The organism is Pseudomonas sp. JL3 (assembly GCF_031570575.1).
Taxonomy (GTDB): domain Bacteria; phylum Pseudomonadota; class Gammaproteobacteria; order Pseudomonadales; family Pseudomonadaceae; genus Aquipseudomonas; species Aquipseudomonas cucumis.
In genome coordinates this window covers 90,124-113,310 of sequence record NZ_JAKWJK010000008.1, presented here as the reverse complement: position 1 = coordinate 113,310, position 23,187 = coordinate 90,124, and the positions used below count along the sequence as shown (strand labels likewise).

Sequence of the window (23,187 nt, the reverse complement as noted above, 5' to 3'; positions counted from 1 at the left end):
ATTCCTGTTGCCGCCGTCGCGCAGACGACGGCAACAGGTAGTTGCCTCAAACCGGCTTATTTACCGGATTTGATCTTGGTCCAGCTGCGAGTCAGGATCCGCTGGGTCGCGGCCGGCAAGTCGGCAATCGCGTACAGCTTGGCCAGTACTTCCGCTGGCGGGTAGATGCCTGGATCGCTGGTGATTTCTTTATCGACCAGCGCAGTAGACGCCGCGTTACCGTTCGGGAAACGCACGGCGTTGGTGATCTCGGCCATGATTTCCGGCTTCTGCAGGAAGGTCATGAACTTGTAGGCGCCTTCGACGTTTTCGGCATCTTTAGGGATGGCGACCATGTCGTAGAAGCTGCCGGCACCTTCTTTCGGAATGTTGTAGCTGACTTTCACCTTGTCACCGGCTTCAGCAGCGCGAGCCTTGGCCTGGTAGATGTCACCCGAGTAACCCACGGCGACGCAGATGTTGCCATTGGCCAGGTCGGAGATGTACTTGGACGAGTGGAAGTAGCCCACCGAAGGACGAATCTTCAGGAACAGCGCTTCGGCTTCAGCCAGTTGTTTCTTGTCCTGGCTGTCGGTTGGATAGCCCAGGTAATGCAACGCCACTGGAATCATCTCGGTTGGCGAATCGAGGAAGCTGATACCGCACGACTTCAACTTGGCAGCGTTTTCAGGCTTGAACAGCAAGTCCCAGGAGTTGGTTGGCGCATCGGCACCCAGTGCAGCCTTGACCTTCTCGGCGTTGAAACCGATACCGATCGAACCCCACATGTAAGGGAACGCGTGTTCGTTACCCGGGTCGCTCACCGATACCGCTTTGAGCAGGTCCGGGTTCAGGTTTTTCCAGTTAGGCAGCTTGGACTTGTCCAGCTTCTGGTAAACGCCGGCCTTGATCTGCTTGGCCAGGAAGTTGTTCGACGGCACAACGATGTCGTAGCCGGACTTGCCCGCCAGCAACTTGGCTTCAAGGGTTTCGTTACTGTCGAACACGTCGTAGACGACTTTGATACCCGACTCGGCCTCGAACTTCTTGACGGTATCCGGTGCGATGTAATCGGACCAGTTGTACACGTGCAGCACTTTGTCGTCAGCCTGAACGGCGCCCGCCATCACGCCCATCAGGGACATGGCGAGGAGGGTCTTGCCAGCTATCTTCATACCTAATGCCTTCATGGGTAATGCTCCAATTTTTCTTTTTAACCACGTGCTCAGCGGCCTGTTACTGGGCATCCGAACAACCGGTAGTCTGGCAAGATCCAAGGCAGGCTTTCAAGGAAAGACCCGTCCTTTGTTTGCACTGAGCGAAGTGCAATCTTCGCACCTCGCTCAGAGCCTAGCACTTAGCCCTGCAACGCACTCAGGGTCAGGTCCAGACACTTGCGTGCCTTGGTCACCAACTCGTCGATTTCAGCCGGTGTAATCACCAGTGGCGGAGCAATGATCATGGTATCGCCGACGGCGCGCATGATCAGGCCGTTTTCGAAGCAGAACGTGCGGCAGATCATACCGACGCCCTTGCCTTCGTAACGTTTGCGGGTGGCTTTGTCCTGAACCAGTTCGATGGCCCCCAACAGACCGACCCCACGCACTTCCCCCACCAACGGGTGATCGTTCAGTTCCCGTAGACGCTTCTGCAAATAAGGTGCCGTTTCTGTACGCACGCGCTCGACAATTTTCTCGTCACGCAGGATGCGGATGTTTTCCAGCGCTACCGCAGCGGCCACCGGGTGCCCGGAATACGTGAAACCGTGGTTGAAATCACCGCCTTCGTTGAGCACCTTGACCACGTCGTCATGCACGATCAGGCCGCCCATGGGGATGTAGCCGGACGTCAGGCCTTTGGCGATGGTCATCATGTGGGGTTTGAGGTCGTAGAAATCGGTACCGAACCACTCACCGGTACGGCCGAAACCGCAGATCACTTCGTCGGCCACGAACAGAATGTCGTACTTGGCGAGGATTTCCTTGATGCGCGGCCAGTAGCTGTCTGGCGGAATGATCACGCCGCCGGCGCCCTGGATCGGCTCGGCAATAAAGGCACCGACGTTGTCGACGCCGACTTCCAGAATCTTCTCTTCCAGCTGATTGGCCGCCCAGATACCGAATTCGTTCGGCGTCATGTCGCCGCCTTCGCCGAACCAGTACGGCTGGGCAATGTGGACAATGCCCGGGATCGGCAAGTCGCCCTGTTCGTGCATGTACGTCATGCCGCCCAGGCTCGCGCCGGCCACGGTGGAACCGTGATAGCCGTTCTTGCGACTGATGATGACTTTCTTCTTCGGCTGGCCCTTGATCGCCCAGTAGTGGCGAACCATCCGCAGCATGGTGTCGTTGCCTTCGGAACCGGAACCGGTGAAAAACACGTGATTCATGCCTTCAGGCGCAACGTCGGCAATGACCTTGGCCAGCTCCAGCACCGGCGGGTGAGCGGTCTGGAAGAACAGGTTGTAATAAGGCAGTTCGCGCATCTGTTTGCTGGCGGCATCGGCCAGTTCATCGCGACCGTAGCCGATCGCCACACACCACAGGCCGGCCATGCCGTCGAGGATCTTGTTGCCTTCGCTGTCCCAGAGGTACACGCCCTTGGCGCTGGTGATGATGCGCGGGCCTTTCTCTTTCAGCTGCTTGAAGTCGCTGAACGGGGCCAGGTGGTGCTCGCTGCTCAGGGCTTGCCATTCACGGGTTTGCGGGTTGTTGCTGGTCATGCGAATTCTCCTAAGATTCGAGTGGAGGGCGCCGCCAAGCGCAGCGGCGCCCGGCGCATCAGACGGCGAAGAGCAGGAATTCCCGCTCCCACGAACTGATCACGCGCTTGAAGTTTTCATGCTCGGCACGCTTGACCGCGATGTAGCCCGTGATGAATTTCTTGCCCAGGTACTTTTCGATGGTCTTGCTGTTTTCCATGCGATCCAGGGCATCTTCAATCGTCAGTGGCAGGCGCAGGTTGCGCCGCTCGTAACCACGACCCACGACCGGAGCACTCGGGTTATGCCCTTCGACCATGCCGATAAAGCCGCACAACAGGCTGGCGGCGATGGCCAGGTAAGGGTTGGCATCGGCACCCGGCAGACGGTTTTCCACCCGACGGTTCTGCGGCCCGGCATCCGGAACCCGCAGGCCCACGGTGCGGTTCTCTTCGCCCCACTCCACGTTCACCGGTGCCGAGGTATCCGGCAAGAAGCGACGGAACGAATTGACGTTGGGTGCGAACAACGGCAGCAGCTCAGGAATGAATTTCTGCAAGCCGCCGATGTGGTTGAGAAACAACTGGCTCATGGTCCCGTCTTCATTGGAGAAAACGTTTTTGCCGGTCTCGATACTGATGATGCTCTGGTGCAAGTGCATGGCGCTGCCCGGCTCGCCGGTCATGGGCTTGGCCATGAAGGTCGCCGCCACGTTGTGCTTGAGCGCGGCTTCACGCATGGTGCGTTTGAACACCAGAATCTGGTCGGCCAAAGACAGGGCATCGCCATGACGGAAGTTGATTTCCATCTGCGCGGTGCCGTCCTCGTGGATCAGCGTGTCGAGGTCCAGCTCTTGCAGTTCGCACCAGTCGTAGACGTCTTCGAACAACGGATCGAATTCGTTCGCGGCTTCAATCGAGAAGGACTGGCGACCGGTTTCCGGACGACCGGAGCGGCCAATCGGCGGTTGCAGAGGATAGTCTGGGTCATCGCTGCGCTTGGTGAGATAGAACTCCATTTCCGGCGCCACGATCGGCTGCCAGCCGTGGTCGGCGTAGAGTTTCAGCACCTTCTTGAGCACGTTGCGCGGCGACAGCTCGATCGGGTTGCCCTGCTTGTCGTAGGTATCGTGGATCACTTGGGCGGTGGGCTCGATGGCCCAGGGCACCAGAAACACCGCGTTCTGGTCGGGGCGGCAGATCATGTCGATGTCGGCCGGGTCGAGCAGTTCGTAATAGATGTCGTCTTCGACGTAGTCGCCGGTCACGGTCTGCAACAGAACGCTTTCGGGCAGGCGCATGCCTTTTTCGGCAATGAACTTGTTGGTTGGCGAGATCTTGCCCCGGGTGATGCCGGTCAGGTCGCCAATCATGCATTCGACTTCTGTGATCTTGTGGTCTTTCAACCAATCGGTGAGCTGGTCGAGGTTGTTACTCATAAATGCCTCTTAGGCTGAGTTTCCTGACTCTTATAAGTCAGGCGTTGTTTGACGCATCGGCGTCGCGTTGTAGAGCGTGCTTGCGGCAGGCATCGCCAAATGCCTGGAAAATCGCAAGGTAGTCATGATTCAAGCTTACCTGCCATTCGGGATGCCATTGCACACCCAAGGAAAAAGCCTTGCTTTCGATAACAGAGACGGCTTCGATCAACCCGTCGGACGCCACCGCTTCCACACGCAGGCCCAGCGCCAGTCGTTCGACGCCCTGACCGTGAATGGAATTGACATTAATCTCTCTCGCCAGCCCGAGACCTGCAAGTACCCCGCCCGGTTGGACGTGCACCGGGTGACTTGGCGCGTACTGCCCTTCCAGCGGCAGGCTGTCGTCTTCACGGTGATCCATGAATGGACCGGCCTCGTGGACCTTCTGATGCAGGCTGCCGCCGAACGCCACATTCATTTCCTGGAAGCCGCGGCAAATGCCGAGCATGGGGACTCCGGCCTCGACAGCGGCGCGGATCAGCGGGAGAGTGGTGGCATCGCGTGCAGAATCATGAGCAGTACCTGGGACACTGGCCGGGCCGTTATAGTGAAATGGTTCTATATTAGAAGGGGAGCCTGTAAAGAGAATGCCGTCCAGAGCGTCCAGAATTTCGGACGGCGCCAGTAGATCCGCCAGGGATGGAAGAATCAACGGCAGGCCCTTGGCAGCTGAAGCCACGGCGCGTACGTATTTGTCGCCACTGATGTGATAAGCATGCAGACCGATCTGCTTTGAGCAGGCGGTGACGCCGATTAACGGCAGGCGAGACATGAAGCACCCCGGTATTATTGCTGTTATGGGTTTAAATCGAGCTTAGCCTTGTTCATTTTTTTACACAACACCCCCGTAAAAAATACAACACGGCCCGCTCAAGCTCGCGGGCGCCAAGAGGGCTGAAGGCCAAAAAACGCCCCAAAGTGCCTCAAAAAAGCCTTGCGAGTGCTTTTTTAGGGCAAAAAAGGCCTCGCTTGACTTCGGCATGCCGTTCGGGTTGACTGGAATCCGAAGTGACCAATGATTGATATTTTTAACAACAAAGGTGTTGCATCATGTCGGTACCCCCGCGTGCCGTTCAGCTTAACGAAGCGAACGCGTTCCTTAAGGAACATCCTGAGGTTCTGTACGTTGACCTTCTGATTGCGGATATGAATGGTGTGGTGCGCGGCAAGCGCATTGAACGCACCAGTCTCCACAAGGTTTACGAGAAAGGCATCAACCTGCCGGCCTCTCTATTTGCTCTGGATATCAATGGCTCGACGGTGGAAAGCACCGGCCTGGGCCTGGACATCGGCGATGCTGACCGAATCTGTTATCCAATCCCCGACACCCTGTGCAATGAGCCCTGGCAGAAGCGCCCGACTGCGCAACTGTTAATGACCATGCACGAACTCGAAGGTGATCCTTTCTTCGCCGACCCGCGCGAAGTCCTGCGACAAGTCGTCGCCAAGTTCGACGAGATGGGCCTGACCATCTGCGCCGCGTTCGAACTGGAGTTCTACCTGATCGACCAGGAGAACGTGAACGGTCGCCCGCAACCGCCACGCTCGCCGATCTCCGGCAAACGCCCGCATTCGACACAGGTCTACCTGATCGACGACCTCGACGAATACGTCGACTGCCTCCAGGACATTCTGGAAGGTGCGAAAGAGCAAGGCATCCCTGCCGACGCGATCGTCAAGGAAAGTGCCCCGGCACAGTTCGAAGTGAACCTGCACCACGTGGCCGACCCGATCAAGGCCTGCGACTATGCGGTCCTGCTCAAGCGCCTGATCAAAAACATCGCCTACGACCATGAGATGGACACCACCTTCATGGCCAAGCCTTATCCGGGCCAGGCAGGTAACGGTCTGCACGTCCATATCTCGATTCTTGATAAAGATGGCAAAAACATTTTTGCCAGCGAGGATCCCGAGCAGAACGCCGCACTGCGTCACGCGATCGGCGGTGTGCTCGAGACCCTGCCGGCGCAGATGGCTTTCCTCTGCCCGAACGTCAACTCCTACCGTCGTTTCGGCGCACAGTTCTACGTGCCGAACTCGCCGTGCTGGGGTCTGGACAACCGCACCGTGGCCATCCGCGTACCGACCGGTTCCTCCGATGCCGTGCGCATCGAGCATCGTGTCGCCGGCGCCGACGCCAACCCGTATCTGTTGATGGCTTCGGTTTTGGCGGGCGTGCATCACGGCCTGACCAACAAGATCGAGCCAGGCGCACCCGTGGAAGGCAACTCCTACGAGCAGAACGAGCAAAGCCTGCCGAACAACCTGCGCGATGCACTGCGTGAGCTGGACGACAGCGAAGTCATGGCCAAGTACATCGATCCGAAATACATCGATATCTTCGTGGCCTGCAAAGAGAGCGAGCTGGAGGAGTTTGAACATTCCATCTCCGACCTCGAGTACAACTGGTACCTGCATACCGTGTAAGCGGTTGCAGTAAAAAGAACGCCGCCGGCTGATAAGGCCGGCGGCGTTTTTTTATGGCCGCCTGCGACGGATCGCGAGCAGGCTCGCGATAGCGTCCTGGCAGACAACATCAAACCCTGCTCGTACAATGCCCGCTGCCCTGCAGGAGACTTCAATGACGCGCACCGCCACCCTTCGCAAACCCCGCGCCCGCAGTCAGGCCCGGATCGATTCGATACTCGATGCCGCCCGCACGCTGCTGGCCGCCGAGGGCGTGGCCAGCCTGTCGATCTACAGCGTCGCCGAACGCGCGGAGATCCCGCCCTCCTCCGTCTACCATTTTTTCGCCAGCGTCCCGGCCCTGCTTGAAGCCCTGACCGCCGACGTCCACGCCGCGTTCCGCGCCTGCCTGCAAGCGCCCATCGACCACCATGCCCTCAACGGCTGGCGCGATCTGTCGCGACTGGTGGAACAACGCATGCTCGCCATCTACGAGGAAGACGCCGCTGCCCGCCAACTGATCCTCGCCCAGCATGGCCTGACCGAAGTCACCCAGGCCGACCGCCAGCACGACATCGAACTTGGCGACCTGATGCATAAACTGTTCGACCACCACTTCGAACTGCCGACCCTGCCAAGTGATGTCGATGTGTTTGCGCTGGCCATGGAGCTGGGCGATCGGGTGTATGCACGCTCGGTGCAGCAACATGGGCAGATCACGCCGCGCATGGCTGAGGAAGGGATGCGGGTGTTTGATGCGTATCTTGGATTGTATTTGCCACCCTATCTGCCCAAGCGTGCAGCACTTTGATCGTTCCCACGCTCTGCGTGGGAATGCCTCTTCGGACGCTCTGCGTTCGGCTTTTGGGACGCAGAGCGTCCCGGGCTGCATTCCCACGCGGAGCGTGGGAATGATCAGGGCTCACACCCTCCAGGGTTGTAGTTGGCCCACGCGCTTACAACTTGGCGATCGACACCTCGGTGGATTTCACAAACGCGATTACCTCACTGCCGACCACCAGTTCCAGCTCTTTCACCGAACGGGTGGTAATCACCGAAGTGACGATGCCGGAGGCGGTCTGTACGTCGATTTCCGACAGCACGTCACCCAGCACGATTTCCTTGATCGAGCCTTTGAACTGGTTGCGAACGTTGATGGCTTTGATAGTCATGATGTTGATTCCTGTCGTTGAATGAATCTTTAAGTTATTGAGCCCAGCGCAATTGCGTAGGCAGTGGTGAAACAGGTTCCGGTTCCGGCGGTTGGCCAGGCAGGGACAGCACGCGGTTGAGCACTTCGGTTTCCAGCGCCGCCAGCCGATGGGAGCCACGGACCCGAGGGCGCGGCAGTTCCACTGTCAGGTCGAGGCCGACTTCGCCCTCTTCAATCAGGATCACTCGATCGGCAATCGCCACTGCTTCGCTGACGTCATGGGTCACCAGCAACACGGTGAAGCCATGCTGTTGCCAGAGCCGTTCGATCAGTTGCTGCATTTCGATGCGGGTCAGGGCATCCAATGCGCCCAGCGGTTCGTCGAGCAACAGCAAGCGCGGTTGATGGATCAACGCGCGAGCCAGGGCCACACGCTGCTTCTGCCCACCGGACAAGGCTGCCGGCCACTCGTTGGCGCGATCCGCCAGGCCGACCGCTTCCAGCGCTTCCAATGCTTGCGGCCGCCAGTTGCCCTTGAGCCCGAGACCGACGTTGTCGATGATCTTTTTCCACGGCAGCAGACGGGCTTCCTGGAACATCAATCGGGTGTCTTCCCGCGCATCACTCAGTGGCGCTGCGCCGGCAAGCAGCTCACCACCGGTGGGCTTGTCGAGACCGGCGAGCAAGCGCAGCAAGGTACTTTTGCCGCAGCCGCTACGCCCGACCACCGCCACAAATTGGCCGGCGGGAATATGCAGATCGATTTCGCGCAACACTTGCCGTGAACCAAAGGTTTTTTGCAGCTTGCGCACCACCAGCGGAATTCCGCGCAGCAAGCGTGGAGGTTGTTGAGCCGTCATGCGTCACCTCCCCTGGCAACCTGATAGGCCGGATGCCAGCGCAGCCACACGCGTTCAAGCCCGCGCGCCGCAAGGTCGGCCAGTTTGCCGAGTACCGCGTACAAAAGAATTGCCAGCACCACCACATCGGTCTGCAAGAACTCCCGCGCATTCATCGCCAGATAGCCGATGCCGGAGCTTGCAGAGATGGTTTCAGCGACGATCAGGGTCAGCCACATGAAGCCCAGGGCAAAACGCACGCCGACCAGAATCGAAGGCAATGCACCCGGCAGGATCACTTGGCGAAACAGGCTGAAACCGGACAAACCATAACTGCGGGACATCTCCACCAGCGCCGGATCGACGTTGCGGATGCCGTGATACGTGTTGAGGTAGATCGGGAACAACGTGCCCAGCGCCACCAGAAAAATCTTCGCCGACTCGTCGATGCCGAACCACAGGATCACCAGCGGAATCAGCGCCAGGTGCGGCACGTTGCGGATCATCTGCACCGAACTGTCGAGCAGGCGTTCGCCCCACGTCGACAGACCGGTGATAAAGCCCAGGGCCAGACCAATGCCGCCGCCGATGGCGAAACCGAGCGCCGCACGCCAGCCGCTGATGGCCAAGTGAGTCCAGATTTCACCGCTGCTGACCAGGCTCACACCGGCCTCGATCACCGCGATCGGCGCCGGCAGAATCCGCGTCGATAACCAGCCCGCCGACACCGACAACTGCCATACCGCCAGCAACAGGATCGGCAATGCCCAGGGCGCGAGGTTGTGGATAGTTTTCTTCATGGCCACGCCTCAGCTCTGGGACGCGGCTTTCGGAAGAATGTCGTTGGCGACCATCTCGCCGAACGGGCTGACGTATCCGGCGCTTTTCGGCAGTTCCGGGCGCTCGATGTCCAGGTGCGGGAACAGCAACTCCGCCACCCGATAGGATTCTTCCAGGTGTGGATAACCGGAGAAGATGAACGTATCGATGCCCAGATCCGCGTATTCCTTCACCCGAGCGGCCACGGTCGGACCGTCGCCGACCAGCGCCGTACCGGCCCCGCCGCGCACCAGACCGACGCCGGCCCAAAGGTTGGGGCTAACTTCCAGATTGTCGCGGCTGCCGCCATGTAAGGCCGCCATGCGTTGCTGACCGACCGAATCGAAACGCGCCAAAGACGCCTGAGCGCGGGCGATGGTGTCATCGTCCAGATGAGAGATCAGTCGATCCGCGGCCCGCCACGCCTCGGCGTTGGTTTCGCGAACGATCACATGCAAGCGAATACCGAAGCGCACGGTGCGACCGAGCTTCGCGGCTTTGACGCGCACTTGCTCGATCTTCTCGGCAACAGCGGCCGGCGGCTCACCCCAGGTCAGGACCATCTCGACCTGCTCTGCCGCCAGGTCTTGCGCCGCTTCCGACGAGCCGCCGAAATACAGCGGCGGACGCGGTTGCTGGATCGGCGGATAGAGCAATTTGGCGCCCTTCACGCTGATGTGCTGACCGTCGTAATCAACGGTTTCACCTTCCAGTACCCGGCGCCAGATGCGGGTGAATTCCACCGAGGCCTGATAGCGCTCTTCGTGACTGAGGAACAAACCGTCGCCGGCCAATTCTTCTGGATCGCCTCCGGTGACCAGGTTGAACAGCGCACGACCGCCAGACAGACGATCCAGTGTCGCGGCCTGACGCGCCGCCACCGTCGGGGAAATGATCCCGGGGCGCAGGGCGACGAGAAATTTCAAACGCTGGGTCACCGGGATCAGCGATGCGGCCACCAGCCACGAGTCTTCGCAGGAGCGACCGGTGGGAATTAGCACTCCGCCAAAGCCCAGGCGATCCGCGGCTTGCGCGACCTGTTGCAAGTAACCGTGGTCAACGGCGCGAGCGCCTTCAGCGGTGCCAAGGTAATGGCCGTCGCCGTGGGTAGGCAGGAACCAGAAAATATTGAGGCTCATGGAGTGGTCTCCTTGGGAAGTCGAATTACGGCGCTTTGGCCACGGCGGCGGGTGGCGTCCAGATCACGTCCTTGATACTCAAGGGCTTGGGAATCAGCTTGAGCTGGTAGAAGCTGTCGGCGATTTTCTGTTGGGCGGCGACCACTTCAGGGGTCAGGAACAACGCGCCGTAGCCCTGGCGCTTCACCGAAGTCAGGGTGATGTCCGTTGGCAGGCCGAGCAGTGGAGAAACCTGTTTCATTACGTCTTCGGGATTGGCCCTGGACCATTCGCCAACCGCGCGTACTTCTTCCACCAGAGCCTTGATCACTTCAGGATTTTTCTGCGCGTAAGGCTTGGTCGCCAGGTAGAACTGGTGGTTATCGACGAGGCCTTTGCCATCGCGCAGGGTGCGTGCTTGCAGTTGCTGTTCGGCGGCGGCCTGGTACGGGTCCCAGATCACCCAGGCATCGACACTGCCACGCTCGAACGCAGCGCGGGCATCGGCTGGCGGCAGGAACACGGCCTGGATGTCGGTGTATTTGAGGCCGGCGTCTTCCAGCGCACGCACCAACAGGTAGTGCACGTTGGAGCCTTTGTTGAGCACGACTTTCTTGCCCTTGAGGTCCTGCACCGATTTGATCGGCGAATCCTTGGGCACCAGGATCGCTTCGCTGTGGGGCGCTGGCGGTTCATAGGCAACGTAGAGCAGATCGGCGCCGGCCGCTTGGGCGAACACGGGCGGTGTTTCACCGGTGACGCCAAAGTCGATGGAGCCGACGTTCAGGCCTTCGAGCAGTTGCGGACCACCGGGGAATTCAGTCCATTGCACGTCCACGCCTTGGGCGGCGAGGCGTTTTTCCAGCGTGCCTTTGGCTTTGAGCAGCACCAGGGTGCCGTATTTCTGATAGCCGATTCTTAACGTCTCGGCTTGAGCTTGAGTAATGACGCCGAAGGACACAGCCGCAGCAAACAGAGCGACCAGACCACGACGCAAAATGACAGGGCGCATGGCGCTCTCCTTTTTGCAGTTGGGTTTTGGCTGCACCTGCTTGCCCGTTAGCGGGCCAGTGAGGTGGAGTACATCAGATTCGGGTGGGGCTTAAATGCTCCAGCGAGCACTCAACAAACGTTCGTTCAACAGGTTCGGATCGAGCGGCTTGGGCCGACGAGCCATGGCGCTGAAAAACTGCTCCAGCGCTTCAAACAATCGTTGCGCAAGCTCCGGCGCCAACTGCGCCTGGGCGCTGCCTTCGCCGTAAGCGATCTGGCTGTCCACGGCGAAAATCCCCTGCAGCATTTCCTGGGCTTTCAACGCTGACAGCACCGGCTTGAGCGCGTAATCCACTGCCAGCATGTGGGCGATGCTGCCGCCGGTAGCCATCGGCAAAACCACCTTGTGGCTCAGGGCGCGTTCGGGCAGAAGATCGAGCAAGGTTTTCAGCGCACCGGAGAACGATGCTTTGTAAACCGGCGTGGCGATCAGCAAGCCATCGGCGTTTTCAATCTGTTGCAACAGGTCGATCACTTTCGGGCTGTCGAAGCGGGCATGCAGCAAATCTTCGGCCGGGAAGTCTCGTACCTGATAACTCACCACTTCCACCCCTTGCTCTTGCAACCAGCGTCGCGAACGCTCCAGCAAAACCCCGGAACGGGAGCGTGGGCTGGGACTGCCACCGAGTGAGACGACCAGCATTCAGACAATTCCTTGAGCGGTGTTAGCGATTCGCGGCTTGCGATCTCGCGTTGATAGAGTGACCTTAACAGCTGATTTATATATCCATAAATCATATTTATTCATTTGGTTATACTTTCAATGAATATGGAAATTATCTTTTTCCGGGCAAAAAAACAGGCCGTCGAAACGGCCCGAAATCCCCTGCTTCATGGTGATCGTTCCCACGCTCCGCGTGGTAATGCCTCAAGGGACGCTCCGCGTCCAGTGACGCGGAGCGTCACGGGCTGCATTCCCACGCAGAGCGTGGGAACGAGAGTTAGTTGAGTTACCTGTTCGGTTGCGGTGTCAGACGCAAATACGGTTTCACCGCGCGATAACCCTTGGGAAAACGTCGTTTGATTTCATCTTCGTCCTTGAGCGACGGCACGATCACCACTTCATCACCATCCTGCCAGTTGGCTGGGGTGGCCACCTTGTAGTTGTCGGTGAGCTGCAGCGAATCGATCACCCGCAAAATTTCATTGAAGTTACGGCCAGTACTCGCCGGGTAAGTGATGGTCAGCCGAATCTTCTTGTTCGGATCGATCACAAACAGCGAACGTACGGTCAGGGTGTCATTGGCATTCGGGTGGATCAGGTCATACAGGTCGGACACTTTGCGGTCCGCGTCGGCGAGGATGGGGAAGTTGACGATGGCGTTCTGGGTTTCGTTGATGTCCTCGATCCACTTGTGATGTGAATCCACCGGGTCCACGGACAAGGCGATGGCTTTGACGCCACGCTGGGCGAATTCATCCTTGAGCCTGGCGGTGAAACCCAGCTCGGTGGTGCACACCGGCGTGAAGTCCGCCGGGTGGGAAAACAACACGCCCCAGCTATCGCCCAGCCATTCGTGGAAACGGAGAGTGCCGGCGCTGGAATCCTGCTCGAAATCGGGGGCGATATCGCCAAGTCTGAGGCTCATGGTGCTGCTCCTTGTGAGTGCTTGTTGGGCTCAACTGTGCCTGCGTTCCTTAGAGATTAAAAAGAATAAATATCAATTTATTTAGATCATAAGTGAATATTAAATATCTGTTCACTGGACGTGAATGCACATGAGGACGAACATCGCCGACAAGGTTCGAGAAGGCCTTGAGTTGCTGTAAAGAGGGGACTTTCAAGGCGGGATTACGGGGGTGACCCCGCTTTGAAAACGCAAAAGCCCCGCCCGGCGTGATGCCGGGCGGGGCTTTTTTTACGTCGGTTATGCGAGCGCTATTACAACAGCGGGAGCGAATAGCTGAGGATCAGACGGTTTTCGTCCTGATCACGCACGCCTACCATGTCGGTGCGCCACATAGCGTTTCTCCAGGCAAGACCAAGGTTTTTCAGCGGGCCTTCCTGAATGACGTAAGCAACAGAGATGTCACGTTCCCACTCGGATTGACCGGTAGTCTTGGCGCGAGCAGCAGTGTTGGCCACGGTATCGATGTCGCTACCCTTCAGGTAGATAACACCGGCGGTCAAACCAGGAACGCCCACCTTGGCGAAGTCGTAAGCGTAACGAGCTTGCCAGGTACGCTCGCCGGCACGGGCGAATTTCTGGATCTGCATGTCGGTAGTCAGATAAGCCGACGAACCGTCACCCTGGTTCAGCCAAGGGAAGTCGCTGCTGCCGTTGCTGACCTGATAGCCGCCCCCGAAGGTGTGACCGGCAACCGAGTACAGGAACAAGCCGCTATACAGGTTGTTATCGACCTTGCCACGACCAGCGCGGAAACCGTCGTAATTACCCGATGTGTAGTAAGCGCTATCGTGACCGTTGGCACCGTCATCGGAGCTGTTGAAGTAACGCAGGTCAGATTTCAAAACGCCCGGACCGATCGACCAGTTATGGGTCAGACCGAGGAAGTGTTGTTTGTAGAAATCTTCCAGGTTGCCGTAGTAGTACTGGGCAGTCAGGTCCTTGGTGATCTTGTAGTCACCACCGGCGTAGTAGAACTTGTTGCTGTCGCGAAAGGTCACACCGCGGGTGTTCGCACCAGCCAGCGACAGGCTTTCGTTATCGGTGGAGTTACGGCCCTTGGCCTTTTCAATCTGACCGGCAACCAACGTCAGGTCTTTGATGTCGTTGGTAGTGATTTGACCGCCCTGGAAAGTTTGCGGCAGCAAACGACCGTCGTTAGTCACGATAACCGGCAATTTTGGTTGCAGAGTACCCAACTTCAACTCTGTCTGAGAGACCTTAACCTTACCGGTCACGCCCAAACTGGCGTAATCATGGACAGCCTTGTTGCCGTCACTTGGGAACACAGTACCGCCTGAAGCCGTACCGGTATAGTTGCCATGGTCTTCGCGGCTGGAATCCAGTCGCACGCCATACAGGCCAATGGCGTCAACACCGAATTGGACAGTACCTTGGGTGTAACCCGAGATAAAGCGCAGATCGAAACCTTGGCCCCATTCTGCGTTCTTGCTCCTGGTGTTAGACGTTGCCGATGGATGGCCATTACGGTTATCGGTGTTGATGTAGAAGTTACGCAGCCCCAATGTAGCCTTGCTGTCTTCAATGAAACCGGCGGCGCCTGCCTGCTGCGCCAAAACCCCTACGGCCACAGCCAGGGCCAAGGTGGACTTCTTCATTGTTTCGCTCCTCTCGTTCTAATTTTTGTGTTCTTTGGTCTCGGGTCTAACGCCCCAGATCCACAGATGCGCGATTAGCACTGGTCCATGACTGGCAAGTCAATCGTAACCATGTGTGTCTACGACCAAGGTCTAACCGCCGTGATTTGGTCCCTGCAGGGTAATGAGCTCCTCATAAACCCAAAAAGAATTATTTCATCTTTTTTCATACCATTTAGGAATATAGCTTTCCATGAATGATCCGAACCGGGACTCACGGTATCGGCTCATAAGCTAATTCCTAAATGGTATTTGTTGACCTTTTTTTAGATCGATTAGCGTTGACGCATCCCCCCATACGTCAATCACTTGCGAAAAGGCGACGCCATCATGGCCAAACGCGCACTTTCCAGTCAATTTGTTACAGTTTGTGTATCACTTATATTTTCTTTTTCCGCCCAGGCGGCGACGCTCACGGTCGGTTATCAAACCGGTATCGACCCCAGCAAAATCCCGCAGGCAGCCCTTGTGGTGCGCAATGGCAGCGGCATCGATAAACCGGAAGATCTGATCGGCAAGACCATCGCCACGCCCTTCGTTTCAACCTCCCACTACAGCCTGCTCGGCGCGCTGAAGCATTGGGGCCTGGATGCCTCGAAAGTCAAAGTGGTGAACCTGCAACCGGCAGAAATCGCCGCCGCCTGGAAGCGTGGCGACATCGATGGCGCGTTTGTCTGGTCGCCAGCGCTGGGGGAAATCCGCAAGACCGGCAAGACGTTGACCGACGCCGCGCAGGTCGGCCAATGGGGCGCGCCGACCTTCGAGGTGTGGGTCGCTCGCAAGGATTTCGCCGAGAAACATCCTGAAGTCGTGGCCCGATTTGCCAAGGTCACCCTGGACTCCTTCGCCGACTATGCCGCCCATAAAGACAGCTGGACCGCCGATTCAGTGCCGGTGCAGAAAATCGCCAAACTGACCGGTGCCAATGCCGCCGATGTGCCGGAGCTGCTAGCCGGTTCCACATTCCCGGATGCCAAGGCACAACAGACCACTGCGCTGCTCGATGGCGGCACGGCCAAGGCCATTGGTGAGACGGCGAAGTTCTTGAAGGAGCAAGGGAAGGTCGAGACGGTGCTGCTGGATTATTCGCCGTACGTCAGCGGCAAATTTGTGCAGGAATGATCGTTGATGATCGTTCCCATGCTCCGCGTGGGAACGCCTCTTCGGACGCTCTGCGTTCGGCTCTTGAGGGACGCGGAGCGTCCCGGGCTGCATTCCCACGCAGAGCATGGGAACGATCAACAGGGTTCGGGTAGCCCGGAGGTCAGAGAGTTTTTTCGAAGATCTTCGAATTACGCTGGTAGTTGTAAAGCGACGCCCGCGCCGACGGCAGACGTTCAACGCTGCTCGGCACGAAGCCCCGCTCACGGAACCAGTGGGCGGTCCGGGTCGTCAGCACGAACAAGGTTTTCAGCCCCTGGGCCCGGGCGCGGGTTTCGATGCGCTCCAGCAGTTCATCGCCACGACCGCCATGGCGGTACTCCGGGTTCACCGCCAGACACGCCAACTCCCCGGCATCCGAATCGGCAATCTGATACAGCGCCGCGCAGGCGATGATCATGCCTTCGCGTTCGACCACGCTGAACTGCTCGATCTCACGCTCCAGCACCTCGCGGGAACGGCGTACCAGAATCCCCTGCTCTTCCAGCGGGCTGATCAAGTCCAGCAAACCGCCGACGTCCTCGATGGCTGCCTCACGCACAACTTCGAATTGCTCTTGCGCCACCAGCGTACCGCCACCGTCACGGGTGAACAGTTCGGTCAGCAGCGCGCCATCTTCGGCGTAGCTGACGATGTGACTGCGCGCCACCCCGCCCCGACACGCTTCAGCGGCAGCATCCAGCAGCTCGGCTTGATAGTTGCTGCCCAAACGCTGCAAATGCGCCGGTACTTGTTGCGGGCGCAGCTCGCGGACCAGCCGGCCATTTTCATCGATCAAGCCCAAATCGGCGCCGAACAGCAGCAGCTTGTCCGCCCCCAGATCGATAGCTGCACGGGTAGCGACGTCTTCGCACGCGAGGTTGAAGATCTCACCGGTCGGCGAGTAACCCAATGGCGACAACAGCACGATGGAGCGTTCGTCCAACAGGCGATTGATGCCCTTGCGGTCGACCCGACGCACTTCGCCGGTGTGGTGATAGTCGACACCTTCGAGCACGCCAATCGGCCGCGCAGTGACCAGATTGCCGCTGGCCACCCGCAGACGCGAACCCTGCATCGGCGACGAAGCCATGTCCATGGACAATCGCGCTTCGATGGCTATGCGCAACTGGCCGACCGCATCGATCACACATTCAAGCGTCGCCGCATCGGTGATGCGCATACCGTGGTGATAGTGCGGGGTCAGGCCGCGAGCCGCGAGGCGGGTTTCAATTTGCGGACGGGAACCGTGAACCAGCACCAGTCGCACACCCAGGCTGTGCAGCAGCACCAGGTCGTGGACGATGTTGCCGAAGTTCGGGTGCTCCACGCCGTCGCCGGGCAGCATGACGACGAAGGTGCAATCGCGGTGGGCGTTGATGTAAGGCGAAGCGTGACGAAGCCAATTGACGTATTCGGGCATGAACCTGGGCCTGTAATAAATAGCAGCCGAAAAAAGGATAAAGCAGTAAACGCACAGCGGGCTGATGGTTATCGTCGGAACAGGCTTGGCGACACGCGCGCTCTCCTCATGAATACGGGTTGGGACATCGGCAATTTATACACGCTCCTACACTGGCATCGTCGTTTTGGCCGGCGTCAGGCAGTAATGTTCAATCAGTTGTCGTAATAGATGCACGGTAGGCTGCAAACGTGACATTTCGAGGTATTCCCCCGGTTGGTGGGCGCAGGCGATATCACCCGGTCCCAATACCAGTGTTTCACAACCAAGACGCTGAAGATAAGGCGCTTCCGTGCCGAACGCCACTGCTTCGGCGCGATGGCCGGTGAGCTTTTCGGCGACCCTCACCAATTCCGAGTCCTCGGCCTGCTCGAAGGGCGGCACTTCGGGGAACAGCGGCGCGTAATCGATCTTCACTTTATGCCGTTCGGCAATCGGGTCGAGCTTCTCCAGGATCGCCGCGCGCAGGGCTTTGGGGTCCATGCCCGGCAACGGACGCAAGTCGAACTCCAGCGAGCACTGGCCGCAGATGCGGTTGGGATTGTCGCCCCCGTGAATGCAGCCGAAATTGAGGGTCGGTTGCGGCACACTGAACTGCGGGTTACGGAATTCGCGCTGCCACGCCAGGCGCAAGCCGCGCAGTTCGCCCATGGCGTCGTGCATGGCTTCGAGGGCGCTATGGCCCAGGCGCGGGTCCGAGGAATGGCCGCTCTGGCCGAGGATGTCGATGCGCTCCATCATGATGCCCTTGTGCATCCGCACCGGCTTCAGCCCGGTCGGCTCACCGATCACCGCCGCGCGACCTAATGGCCGCCCGGCTTCGGCCAGAGCGCGAGCGCCAGACATCGAGCTTTCTTCATCGCAGGTGGCAAGGATCAGCAAGGGTTGCTTGAACGGTTGGTCGAGCAAGGGTTTGACGGCTTCGATGGCCAGGGCGAAAAAACCCTTCATGTCGCAACTACCCAGGCCGACCCAGCGACCGTCCACTTCCGTCAGTTTCAGCGGGTCGGTCTGCCACAACGCCTCGTCGTACGGCACCGTATCGCTGTGACCGGCCAGGACCAAGCCACCGGGGCCGGAACCAAAACTGGCCAGCAGATTGAATTTGCCGGGGCTGACCTGCTGGATATCGCAGGCAAAACCCAAGTCCCCGAGCCATGTCGCCAACAAGTCGATGACCGGCCGATTGGTTTGATCCAGGCTGGGTTGGGTACAGCTGACGGACGGCGCGGCAATCAGCGCAGCGAACTGATCTTTCATGGACGGCAAAGGCATCGCTGACTCCAACTCCCGAATTGAAGTCCATCATAGAACCATCCGGCGACAGGAATAAACCGCCGCGACGCGTAGGAGGGGGGAGTCCTGTACACTGCACGACCTTGGCAGCCACACATTCCCCCGGCTGCGCTCCCGATCCTGGATTTTCCGGCCATGCAGAAAGAAACCGAAATCAAACTCCGCGTCAGCCGCGAAACCCTCGCCGCCTTGCGCGAGCACCCGCTACTGAAAAAACGCAACAAAAGTGGCTGGGAACGCCGTGAACTGATGAACCAGTACTTCGACACGCCTGAGCGCGACCTGGCCCGCGCCAAGGTTGCCCTGCGCCTGCGCCGCGATGGCGAAGAAGTGATTCAGACGCTCAAGACCCGTGGCCAGAGCGTCGCCGGTCTGTCCGAGCGTCACGAGTACGACTGGTCCCTGCCCAAAGCCAAACTCGACGTGAAGAAACTCGACGGTGAATGCTGGCCCGAAGAGCTGGCCGATCTGGACAAGAAAACCCTGAAAGCCATCTTCACCACCGATTTCGTTCGCGAACGCGCGGAAATCGCTTGGGGCCGTGGCAAGACCAAAGTGGTCATCGAAGCCGCGCTGGACCTGGGCCACGTGGTGGTCGGCAAGCAGAAAGAAGAAATCTGCGAGCTGGAACTGGAACTGCGCGAAGGCGAACCGGCCGCGCTACTGGAACTGGCCGCCGAACTGGCCGCGACCCTGGCGCTGATGCCATGTGACATCAGCAAGGCCGAACGCGGTTATCGCTTGTTCGACGCCAACAGCTACTCCCTGAGTTTGCCGGCGCCGCAGATCACCGCCGAAATGCCGCTGGACGATGCGTTCGCCGCCCTGAGCTGGCATTTGCTGAGCAGCAGCCAGCGTCTGGCCGAGCAATATCGCTTCAATGGCCACTGGCGCCTGTTGCAGGACTGGGTCGAGAACCTCGCCGAAATGCGCGCTCTGATCAGCAGCCTCGGTCAGGCCGCACCACGTCAGTCGACTCACGATCTGCGGGTCGCGCTGGATGCCCTGCTGGAAGACTGGCGCCCGCTGGTACAAGCCGGCCTGGACGACGAAGACGTGCGCAAAGCCGCGCCGGAGCAATTCCTCGAAGAACTGGAAGATCCGCGCTGGGGCCTGTTCTCCCTGAACACTTCGCGCTGGTTGCTGGCCCGCACCTGGGCCGCCGATCGCAACACCCGCGGCAATCGCCAGGGCGCTGCACAACTGGGCAGCTGGCTGCCGCGCATGCTGGGCGAAGAAGCCAACTCGCTGCAATTGCAGCGTTACCAGCAACAGCCGGAAGACCTGGCCGAGCAGCTGCCGCGCATCGAGCGCATCCAGGCCTGGCTGCACCATGCTCGTGGCGTGCTGGAGATCCCGGAAATGGATCGCCTGTATGGTGAGCTGAACAAACTGACGCAACTGGCCAACGAGCCGATCACCGATGAATCGCTGGATGCGCGTAAGCATCAGGCGATTGCGGTGTATCAGAATCGTGCCTGGAAGACTTTGCTGCGTCTGTAAAATCGCCTTCGCGGGCAAGCCTCGCTCCTACAAGAGATCATGCTGCCCTTGTAGGGGCGAGGCTTGCCCGCGAAGAGGCCTGCCCAAACGCTGCAAATCTCTACCCCCGCAACACCGGCAAACTCGTCGTGGATTTGATTTCCGACAACGCCACGATCGAGTTGACCTCCTGAATCCCCGGCACCATCGACAGCTTCTCGAAGAAGAAGCGCTCATAAGCCTCGATGTCTGCCGTGACGATCCGCAGCAGGAAATCCACCGACCCCATCAACACATAACATTCCAGCACTTCGGGAAAACCGCGAATCGCCTCGGTGAACTCAGTGAAGTTCGAGCGTCCGTGGGCGTTGAGTTTGATCTCGGCGAAGATCTGCGTGTTAAGGCCGATTTTCTTTCGGTCAAGCAACGTCACCTGACCGCGAATGATCCCCTCTTCCTTCATCCGCTGAATCCGCCGCCAGCACGGCGACTGCGAGAGCCCCACCTGTTCGGCGATCTGCGCGCTGGAGAGCGAAGCGTCCTCTTGCAGCAACGCGAGAATCTTGCGGTCGTAGCCATCCAGCTCGCTGTGCATAGAAAAACCTGTAGCGGGTACTAAATCGAATTGATTGATTCGATAAATGGTCAATAAGCCCAATCATAGATAAGAAATGCCTGGCACCGAATGTAAAAATTCCTCCAATGATTTCGGAGACCGACCATGCCGCATTTAGAAGCCGTGAACACCCCGCCCACCCGCGCCGATGTCTGGAACGTCAGCAACGCCCACTGCCGCGTTCACTATCAATTATTGGCCGAGGCCGAGCCGGATCTGCTGTGTCGGGCGCTCAACTTGTTCGCCTTGCAGTTTCTGACGCCGCAGCAGGTCAACGTGCAGCGCATGGACGATCTGCTGTCGATCGACATCATCATGGATGGCCTGAGCTGGCACCGTGCTCAAGTGATCGCGGAAAAATTACGTAACCTGATCAGCGTCTGCTCGGTGAACCTGCAAGCGGCTGATTCTGCGTGGGGAGAGCCGGCTCAGGCAGCTGGCTGAAAAAACCCGACACGTCTTGGTCGGGTAGTGGCCCAACGGTCTGTGGGTGCGCGGCTATCCTTTGCGAACGGTTGTTCATAAGGAGCCCGCATGTCCGTTCAACTCGCCACTCAGGACCGCTGGCTGGACCTCAATGATTTGCTGCGTGAATTGGTCGCCCAAGGCTTTATCAGCCAGGATTCGGCCGAACACGCACTCAACGCCCGCCGCCGTCACGCCATAAATGGTCAGCAGCACCCGCTGGAATTCATCGCCAGCCAACACCTGGACGACCTCAGCCGTCCCGGTAAACACCTTGATCTGGAAAGTCTGACCCTGTGGCTGTCCCAACAGGCCGGTCAGCCTTACTTGCGCATCGACCCATTGAAAATCAACGTCGCGGCCATCACGCCGCTGATGTCCTATGCCTTCGCCCAACGCCACAAGATTCTGGCGGTATGCATCGACCGCGAAGCTGTCACCGTGGCCAGCGCCCAGCCCTTCGTCAGTAGCTGGGAAGCCGACCTGACCCATGTGCTGAAGCTGCCGATCAAGCGCGTGGTGGCCAACCCGGTGGACATCCAGCGCTTCAGTGTGGAGTTTTTCCGCCTGGCCAAATCGGTCAGCGGCGCCACCAACGCCGATCAACAGACCAGCACCTTGGGCAACTTCGAACAGTTGCTCAACCTCGGCGCCAGCGATCAGGAGCCAGACGCCAACGATGCGCACATCGTCAACATTGTCGATTGGCTGTTCCAGTACGCGTTCCAGCAGCGGGCCAGTGATATCCACATCGAACCCCGACGCGAGCAAGGCACGGTACGTTTTCGCATCGACGGCGTGCTGCACAACGTCTATCAATTCCCGCCGCAGGTGACCATGGCCATCGTCAGCCGCCTGAAAAGCCTGGGGCGGATGAACGTCGCGGAAAAGCGCAAACCTCAGGACGGTCGGGTCAAAACCAAAACCCCGGACGGCGGCGAAGTCGAGCTGCGGCTGTCGACATTACCGACGGCGTTCGGCGAAAAAATGGTCATGAGGATCTTCGACCCGGAAGTGCTGCTCAAGGATTTCGATCAGCTGGGTTTTTCCGCCGATGACTTGCGTCGCTGGCAAGACATGACCCGCCAGCCCAATGGCATCATTCTGGTGACCGGGCCGACCGGTTCAGGCAAGACCACCACGCTGTACACCACCCTGAAGAAACTGGCGACGCCGGAGGTCAACCTCTGCACCATCGAAGACCCGATCGAAATGGTCGAACCGGCGTTCAATCAGATGCAGGTCCAGCACAACATCGACCTGACCTTTGCCGCCGGCGTGCGCGCACTGATGCGACAAGACCCGGACATCATCATGATCGGCGAGATCCGCGACCTCGAAACCGCCGAAATGGCGATTCAAGCGGCACTCACCGGCCACTTGGTGCTGTCGACGTTACACACCAACGACGCCCCGAGCGCCATCAGCCGGCTGCTGGAACTCGGTGTGCCGCATTACCTGATCAAGGCCACGGTGCTTGGGGTCATGGCCCAGCGTCTGGTCCGAACGCTATGCCCGCATTGCAAGGCGCCGCTGACCTTGGGCGAGGACGACTGGCAAACCCTGACCCGACCCTGGCAAGCGCCACTGCCAGGCAACGCACAACGTGCCATCGGTTGCCTGGAATGCCGCGAAACCGGCTATCGCGGCCGCGCCGGGGTGTACGAAATCATGCAACTGACTGACGGCATCAAAGCGCTGATCAACCCTGATACCGATTTGCTGGCGGTCCGCCGTCAGGCCTTCAAGGAAGGCATGCGCAGTTTGCGCTTGTCGGGGGCGCAGAAAGTGGCGGCGGGTTTGACCACGATCGAAGAGGTGTTGCGGGTGACGCCGCAGAGTGAGCAGAAGTAGACCTGATGCCGACTAACGTCACGGAACTCGATTGGGTT

21 protein-coding genes are annotated in these 23,187 nt (G+C 59.0%); 6 read left to right on the top strand and 15 right to left on the bottom strand.

Features of this window, described 5'->3' with window-relative positions:
* Positions 1 to 56 precede the first annotated feature (56 nt).
* From MMG91_RS15975 to MMG91_RS15960, 4 genes are all read right to left on the bottom strand, one after another.
* Positions 57 to 1,154 (bottom strand): polyamine ABC transporter substrate-binding protein, encoded by a 1,098-nt coding sequence (locus MMG91_RS15975; RefSeq protein ID WP_052964627.1) that lies wholly within the window; start codon positions 1,152 to 1,154, stop codon positions 57 to 59.
* Between the two features lie 182 nt (positions 1,155 to 1,336).
* A complete protein-coding gene (locus MMG91_RS15970) occupies positions 1,337 to 2,701 on the bottom strand; it encodes an aspartate aminotransferase family protein (RefSeq protein ID WP_305503730.1) in 1,365 nt (454 codons plus the stop codon).
* 58 nt (positions 2,702 to 2,759) lie between these two features.
* Entirely contained in the window at positions 2,760 to 4,118 is a 1,359-nt protein-coding gene (locus MMG91_RS15965) for a glutamine synthetase family protein (protein ID WP_305447328.1), read from the bottom strand.
* A gap of 37 nt (positions 4,119 to 4,155) precedes the next feature.
* Entirely contained in the window at positions 4,156 to 4,932 is a 777-nt protein-coding gene (locus tag MMG91_RS15960) for a gamma-glutamyl-gamma-aminobutyrate hydrolase family protein (RefSeq protein WP_310660115.1), read from the bottom strand.
* A gap of 278 nt (positions 4,933 to 5,210) precedes the next feature.
* Here MMG91_RS15960 and MMG91_RS15955 point away from each other — a divergent pair, with 278 nt between their 5' ends.
* Positions 5,211 to 6,587 carry a glutamine synthetase family protein gene (locus MMG91_RS15955; RefSeq protein ID WP_007897683.1) on the top strand — a complete coding sequence of 459 codons (1,377 nt, stop codon included), beginning with the start codon at positions 5,211 to 5,213 and terminating at the stop codon, positions 6,585 to 6,587.
* A 154-nt stretch (positions 6,588 to 6,741) separates the two neighbouring features.
* On the top strand, positions 6,742 to 7,377 hold the full coding sequence (locus MMG91_RS15950; RefSeq protein ID WP_305447330.1) for a TetR/AcrR family transcriptional regulator: 636 nt from the start codon (positions 6,742 to 6,744) through the stop codon (positions 7,375 to 7,377).
* Between the two features lie 145 nt (positions 7,378 to 7,522).
* Here MMG91_RS15950 and MMG91_RS15945 read toward each other — a convergent pair whose 3' ends face one another.
* From MMG91_RS15945 to MMG91_RS15910, 8 genes are all read right to left on the bottom strand, one after another.
* Positions 7,523 to 7,738, bottom strand: coding sequence for a molybdopterin-binding protein (locus tag MMG91_RS15945; protein WP_003229256.1), 216 nt, complete (start codon positions 7,736 to 7,738; stop codon positions 7,523 to 7,525).
* Between the two features lie 34 nt (positions 7,739 to 7,772).
* A complete protein-coding gene (ssuB, locus tag MMG91_RS15940; protein ID WP_310660114.1) occupies positions 7,773 to 8,579 on the bottom strand; it encodes an aliphatic sulfonates ABC transporter ATP-binding protein in 807 nt (268 codons plus the stop codon).
* Complete coding sequence (gene ssuC / locus MMG91_RS15935; RefSeq protein WP_310660113.1) at positions 8,576 to 9,358, bottom strand: aliphatic sulfonate ABC transporter permease SsuC; 783 nt, start codon at positions 9,356 to 9,358, stop codon at positions 8,576 to 8,578. The genes ssuB and ssuC overlap by 4 nt, the downstream gene beginning before the upstream one ends.
* A 9-nt stretch (positions 9,359 to 9,367) precedes the next feature.
* Positions 9,368 to 10,516, bottom strand: a complete 1,149-nt coding sequence (ssuD, locus tag MMG91_RS15930; protein WP_310660112.1) for an FMNH2-dependent alkanesulfonate monooxygenase — start codon at positions 10,514 to 10,516, stop codon at positions 9,368 to 9,370.
* Between the two features lie 25 nt (positions 10,517 to 10,541).
* Positions 10,542 to 11,507 carry a sulfonate ABC transporter substrate-binding protein gene (locus MMG91_RS15925; protein WP_310660111.1) on the bottom strand — a complete coding sequence of 322 codons (966 nt, stop codon included), beginning with the start codon at positions 11,505 to 11,507 and terminating at the stop codon, positions 10,542 to 10,544.
* Positions 11,508 to 11,597: 90 nt separating this feature from the next.
* Positions 11,598 to 12,191 carry an NADPH-dependent FMN reductase gene (ssuE, locus tag MMG91_RS15920; RefSeq protein WP_007899466.1) on the bottom strand — a complete coding sequence of 198 codons (594 nt, stop codon included), beginning with the start codon at positions 12,189 to 12,191 and terminating at the stop codon, positions 11,598 to 11,600.
* A 307-nt stretch (positions 12,192 to 12,498) separates the two neighbouring features.
* Positions 12,499 to 13,137 carry a peroxiredoxin gene (locus MMG91_RS15915; protein ID WP_305424622.1) on the bottom strand — a complete coding sequence of 213 codons (639 nt, stop codon included), beginning with the start codon at positions 13,135 to 13,137 and terminating at the stop codon, positions 12,499 to 12,501.
* A gap of 293 nt (positions 13,138 to 13,430) precedes the next feature.
* Positions 13,431 to 14,795, bottom strand: coding sequence for an OprD family porin (locus MMG91_RS15910; RefSeq protein ID WP_305503742.1), 1,365 nt, complete (start codon positions 14,793 to 14,795; stop codon positions 13,431 to 13,433).
* A gap of 366 nt (positions 14,796 to 15,161) precedes the next feature.
* Here MMG91_RS15910 and tauA point away from each other — a divergent pair, with 366 nt between their 5' ends.
* Positions 15,162 to 15,956: a taurine ABC transporter substrate-binding protein gene (gene tauA / locus MMG91_RS15905; protein ID WP_405046544.1), complete on the top strand. Its 795-nt coding sequence runs from the start codon at positions 15,162 to 15,164 to the stop codon at positions 15,954 to 15,956.
* Positions 15,957 to 16,098: 142 nt separating this feature from the next.
* On the opposite strand, the gene argA is transcribed toward tauA, so the two are convergent.
* Together argA and argE are read right to left on the bottom strand one after the other, a co-directional pair.
* The gene (gene argA / locus MMG91_RS15900; protein ID WP_008026003.1) at positions 16,099 to 17,397 is read right to left on the bottom strand and encodes an amino-acid N-acetyltransferase; all 1,299 of its coding nucleotides are present in this window, start codon (positions 17,395 to 17,397) and stop codon (positions 16,099 to 16,101) included.
* Positions 17,398 to 17,544: 147 nt separating this feature from the next.
* A complete protein-coding gene (gene argE / locus MMG91_RS15895; RefSeq protein ID WP_305503743.1) occupies positions 17,545 to 18,711 on the bottom strand; it encodes an acetylornithine deacetylase in 1,167 nt (388 codons plus the stop codon).
* A 156-nt stretch (positions 18,712 to 18,867) separates the two neighbouring features.
* Between argE and MMG91_RS15890 the strand changes: the two genes are divergently transcribed.
* Positions 18,868 to 20,235 (top strand): inorganic triphosphatase, encoded by a 1,368-nt coding sequence (locus MMG91_RS15890; protein ID WP_305424619.1) that lies wholly within the window; start codon positions 18,868 to 18,870, stop codon positions 20,233 to 20,235.
* A gap of 100 nt (positions 20,236 to 20,335) precedes the next feature.
* Here MMG91_RS15890 and MMG91_RS15885 read toward each other — a convergent pair whose 3' ends face one another.
* The gene (locus MMG91_RS15885) at positions 20,336 to 20,809 is read right to left on the bottom strand and encodes an Lrp/AsnC family transcriptional regulator (protein WP_008012567.1); all 474 of its coding nucleotides are present in this window, start codon (positions 20,807 to 20,809) and stop codon (positions 20,336 to 20,338) included.
* A 126-nt stretch (positions 20,810 to 20,935) separates the two neighbouring features.
* On the opposite strand from MMG91_RS15885, the gene MMG91_RS15880 reads away from it, so the two are divergent.
* Entirely contained in the window at positions 20,936 to 21,274 is a 339-nt protein-coding gene (locus tag MMG91_RS15880; RefSeq protein ID WP_310660109.1) for a hypothetical protein, read from the top strand.
* A 90-nt stretch (positions 21,275 to 21,364) separates the two neighbouring features.
* A complete protein-coding gene (locus tag MMG91_RS15875; protein ID WP_305447339.1) occupies positions 21,365 to 23,149 on the top strand; it encodes a GspE/PulE family protein in 1,785 nt (594 codons plus the stop codon).
* Positions 23,150 to 23,187: the final 38 nt, after the last annotated feature.

Bases quoted from the DNA above. Each gene is read 5' to 3' on its own strand.
- MMG91_RS15975 (WP_052964627.1), bottom strand. From the start codon at position 1,154: ATGAAGATAGCTGGCAAGACCCTCCTCGCCATGTCCCTGATGGGCGTG.
- MMG91_RS15950 (WP_305447330.1), top strand. From the start codon at position 6,742: ATGACGCGCACCGCCACCCTTCGCAAACCCCGCGCCCGCAGTCAGGCC.
- MMG91_RS15970 (WP_305503730.1), bottom strand. From the start codon at position 2,701: ATGACCAGCAACAACCCGCAAACCCGTGAATGGCAAGCCCTGAGCAGC.
- MMG91_RS15945 (WP_003229256.1), bottom strand. From the start codon at position 7,738: ATGACTATCAAAGCCATCAACGTTCGCAACCAGTTCAAAGGCTCGATC.
- ssuD (WP_310660112.1), bottom strand. From the start codon at position 10,516: ATGAGCCTCAATATTTTCTGGTTCCTGCCTACCCACGGCGACGGCCAT.
- ssuB (WP_310660114.1), bottom strand. From the start codon at position 8,579: ATGACGGCTCAACAACCTCCACGCTTGCTGCGCGGAATTCCGCTGGTG.
- MMG91_RS15910 (WP_305503742.1), bottom strand. From the start codon at position 14,795: ATGAAGAAGTCCACCTTGGCCCTGGCTGTGGCCGTAGGGGTTTTGGCG.
- MMG91_RS15955 (WP_007897683.1), top strand. From the start codon at position 5,211: ATGTCGGTACCCCCGCGTGCCGTTCAGCTTAACGAAGCGAACGCGTTC.
- MMG91_RS15875 (WP_305447339.1), top strand. From the start codon at position 21,365: ATGTCCGTTCAACTCGCCACTCAGGACCGCTGGCTGGACCTCAATGAT.
- ssuC (WP_310660113.1), bottom strand. From the start codon at position 9,358: ATGAAGAAAACTATCCACAACCTCGCGCCCTGGGCATTGCCGATCCTG.
- MMG91_RS15960 (WP_310660115.1), bottom strand. From the start codon at position 4,932: ATGTCTCGCCTGCCGTTAATCGGCGTCACCGCCTGCTCAAAGCAGATC.
- argA (WP_008026003.1), bottom strand. From the start codon at position 17,397: ATGCCCGAATACGTCAATTGGCTTCGTCACGCTTCGCCTTACATCAAC.
- MMG91_RS15925 (WP_310660111.1), bottom strand. From the start codon at position 11,507: ATGCGCCCTGTCATTTTGCGTCGTGGTCTGGTCGCTCTGTTTGCTGCG.
- ssuE (WP_007899466.1), bottom strand. From the start codon at position 12,191: ATGCTGGTCGTCTCACTCGGTGGCAGTCCCAGCCCACGCTCCCGTTCC.
- MMG91_RS15880 (WP_310660109.1), top strand. From the start codon at position 20,936: ATGCCGCATTTAGAAGCCGTGAACACCCCGCCCACCCGCGCCGATGTC.
- MMG91_RS15915 (WP_305424622.1), bottom strand. From the start codon at position 13,137: ATGAGCCTCAGACTTGGCGATATCGCCCCCGATTTCGAGCAGGATTCC.
- MMG91_RS15890 (WP_305424619.1), top strand. From the start codon at position 18,868: ATGCAGAAAGAAACCGAAATCAAACTCCGCGTCAGCCGCGAAACCCTC.
- MMG91_RS15885 (WP_008012567.1), bottom strand. From the start codon at position 20,809: ATGCACAGCGAGCTGGATGGCTACGACCGCAAGATTCTCGCGTTGCTG.
- MMG91_RS15965 (WP_305447328.1), bottom strand. From the start codon at position 4,118: ATGAGTAACAACCTCGACCAGCTCACCGATTGGTTGAAAGACCACAAG.
- argE (WP_305503743.1), bottom strand. From the start codon at position 18,711: ATGCCTTTGCCGTCCATGAAAGATCAGTTCGCTGCGCTGATTGCCGCG.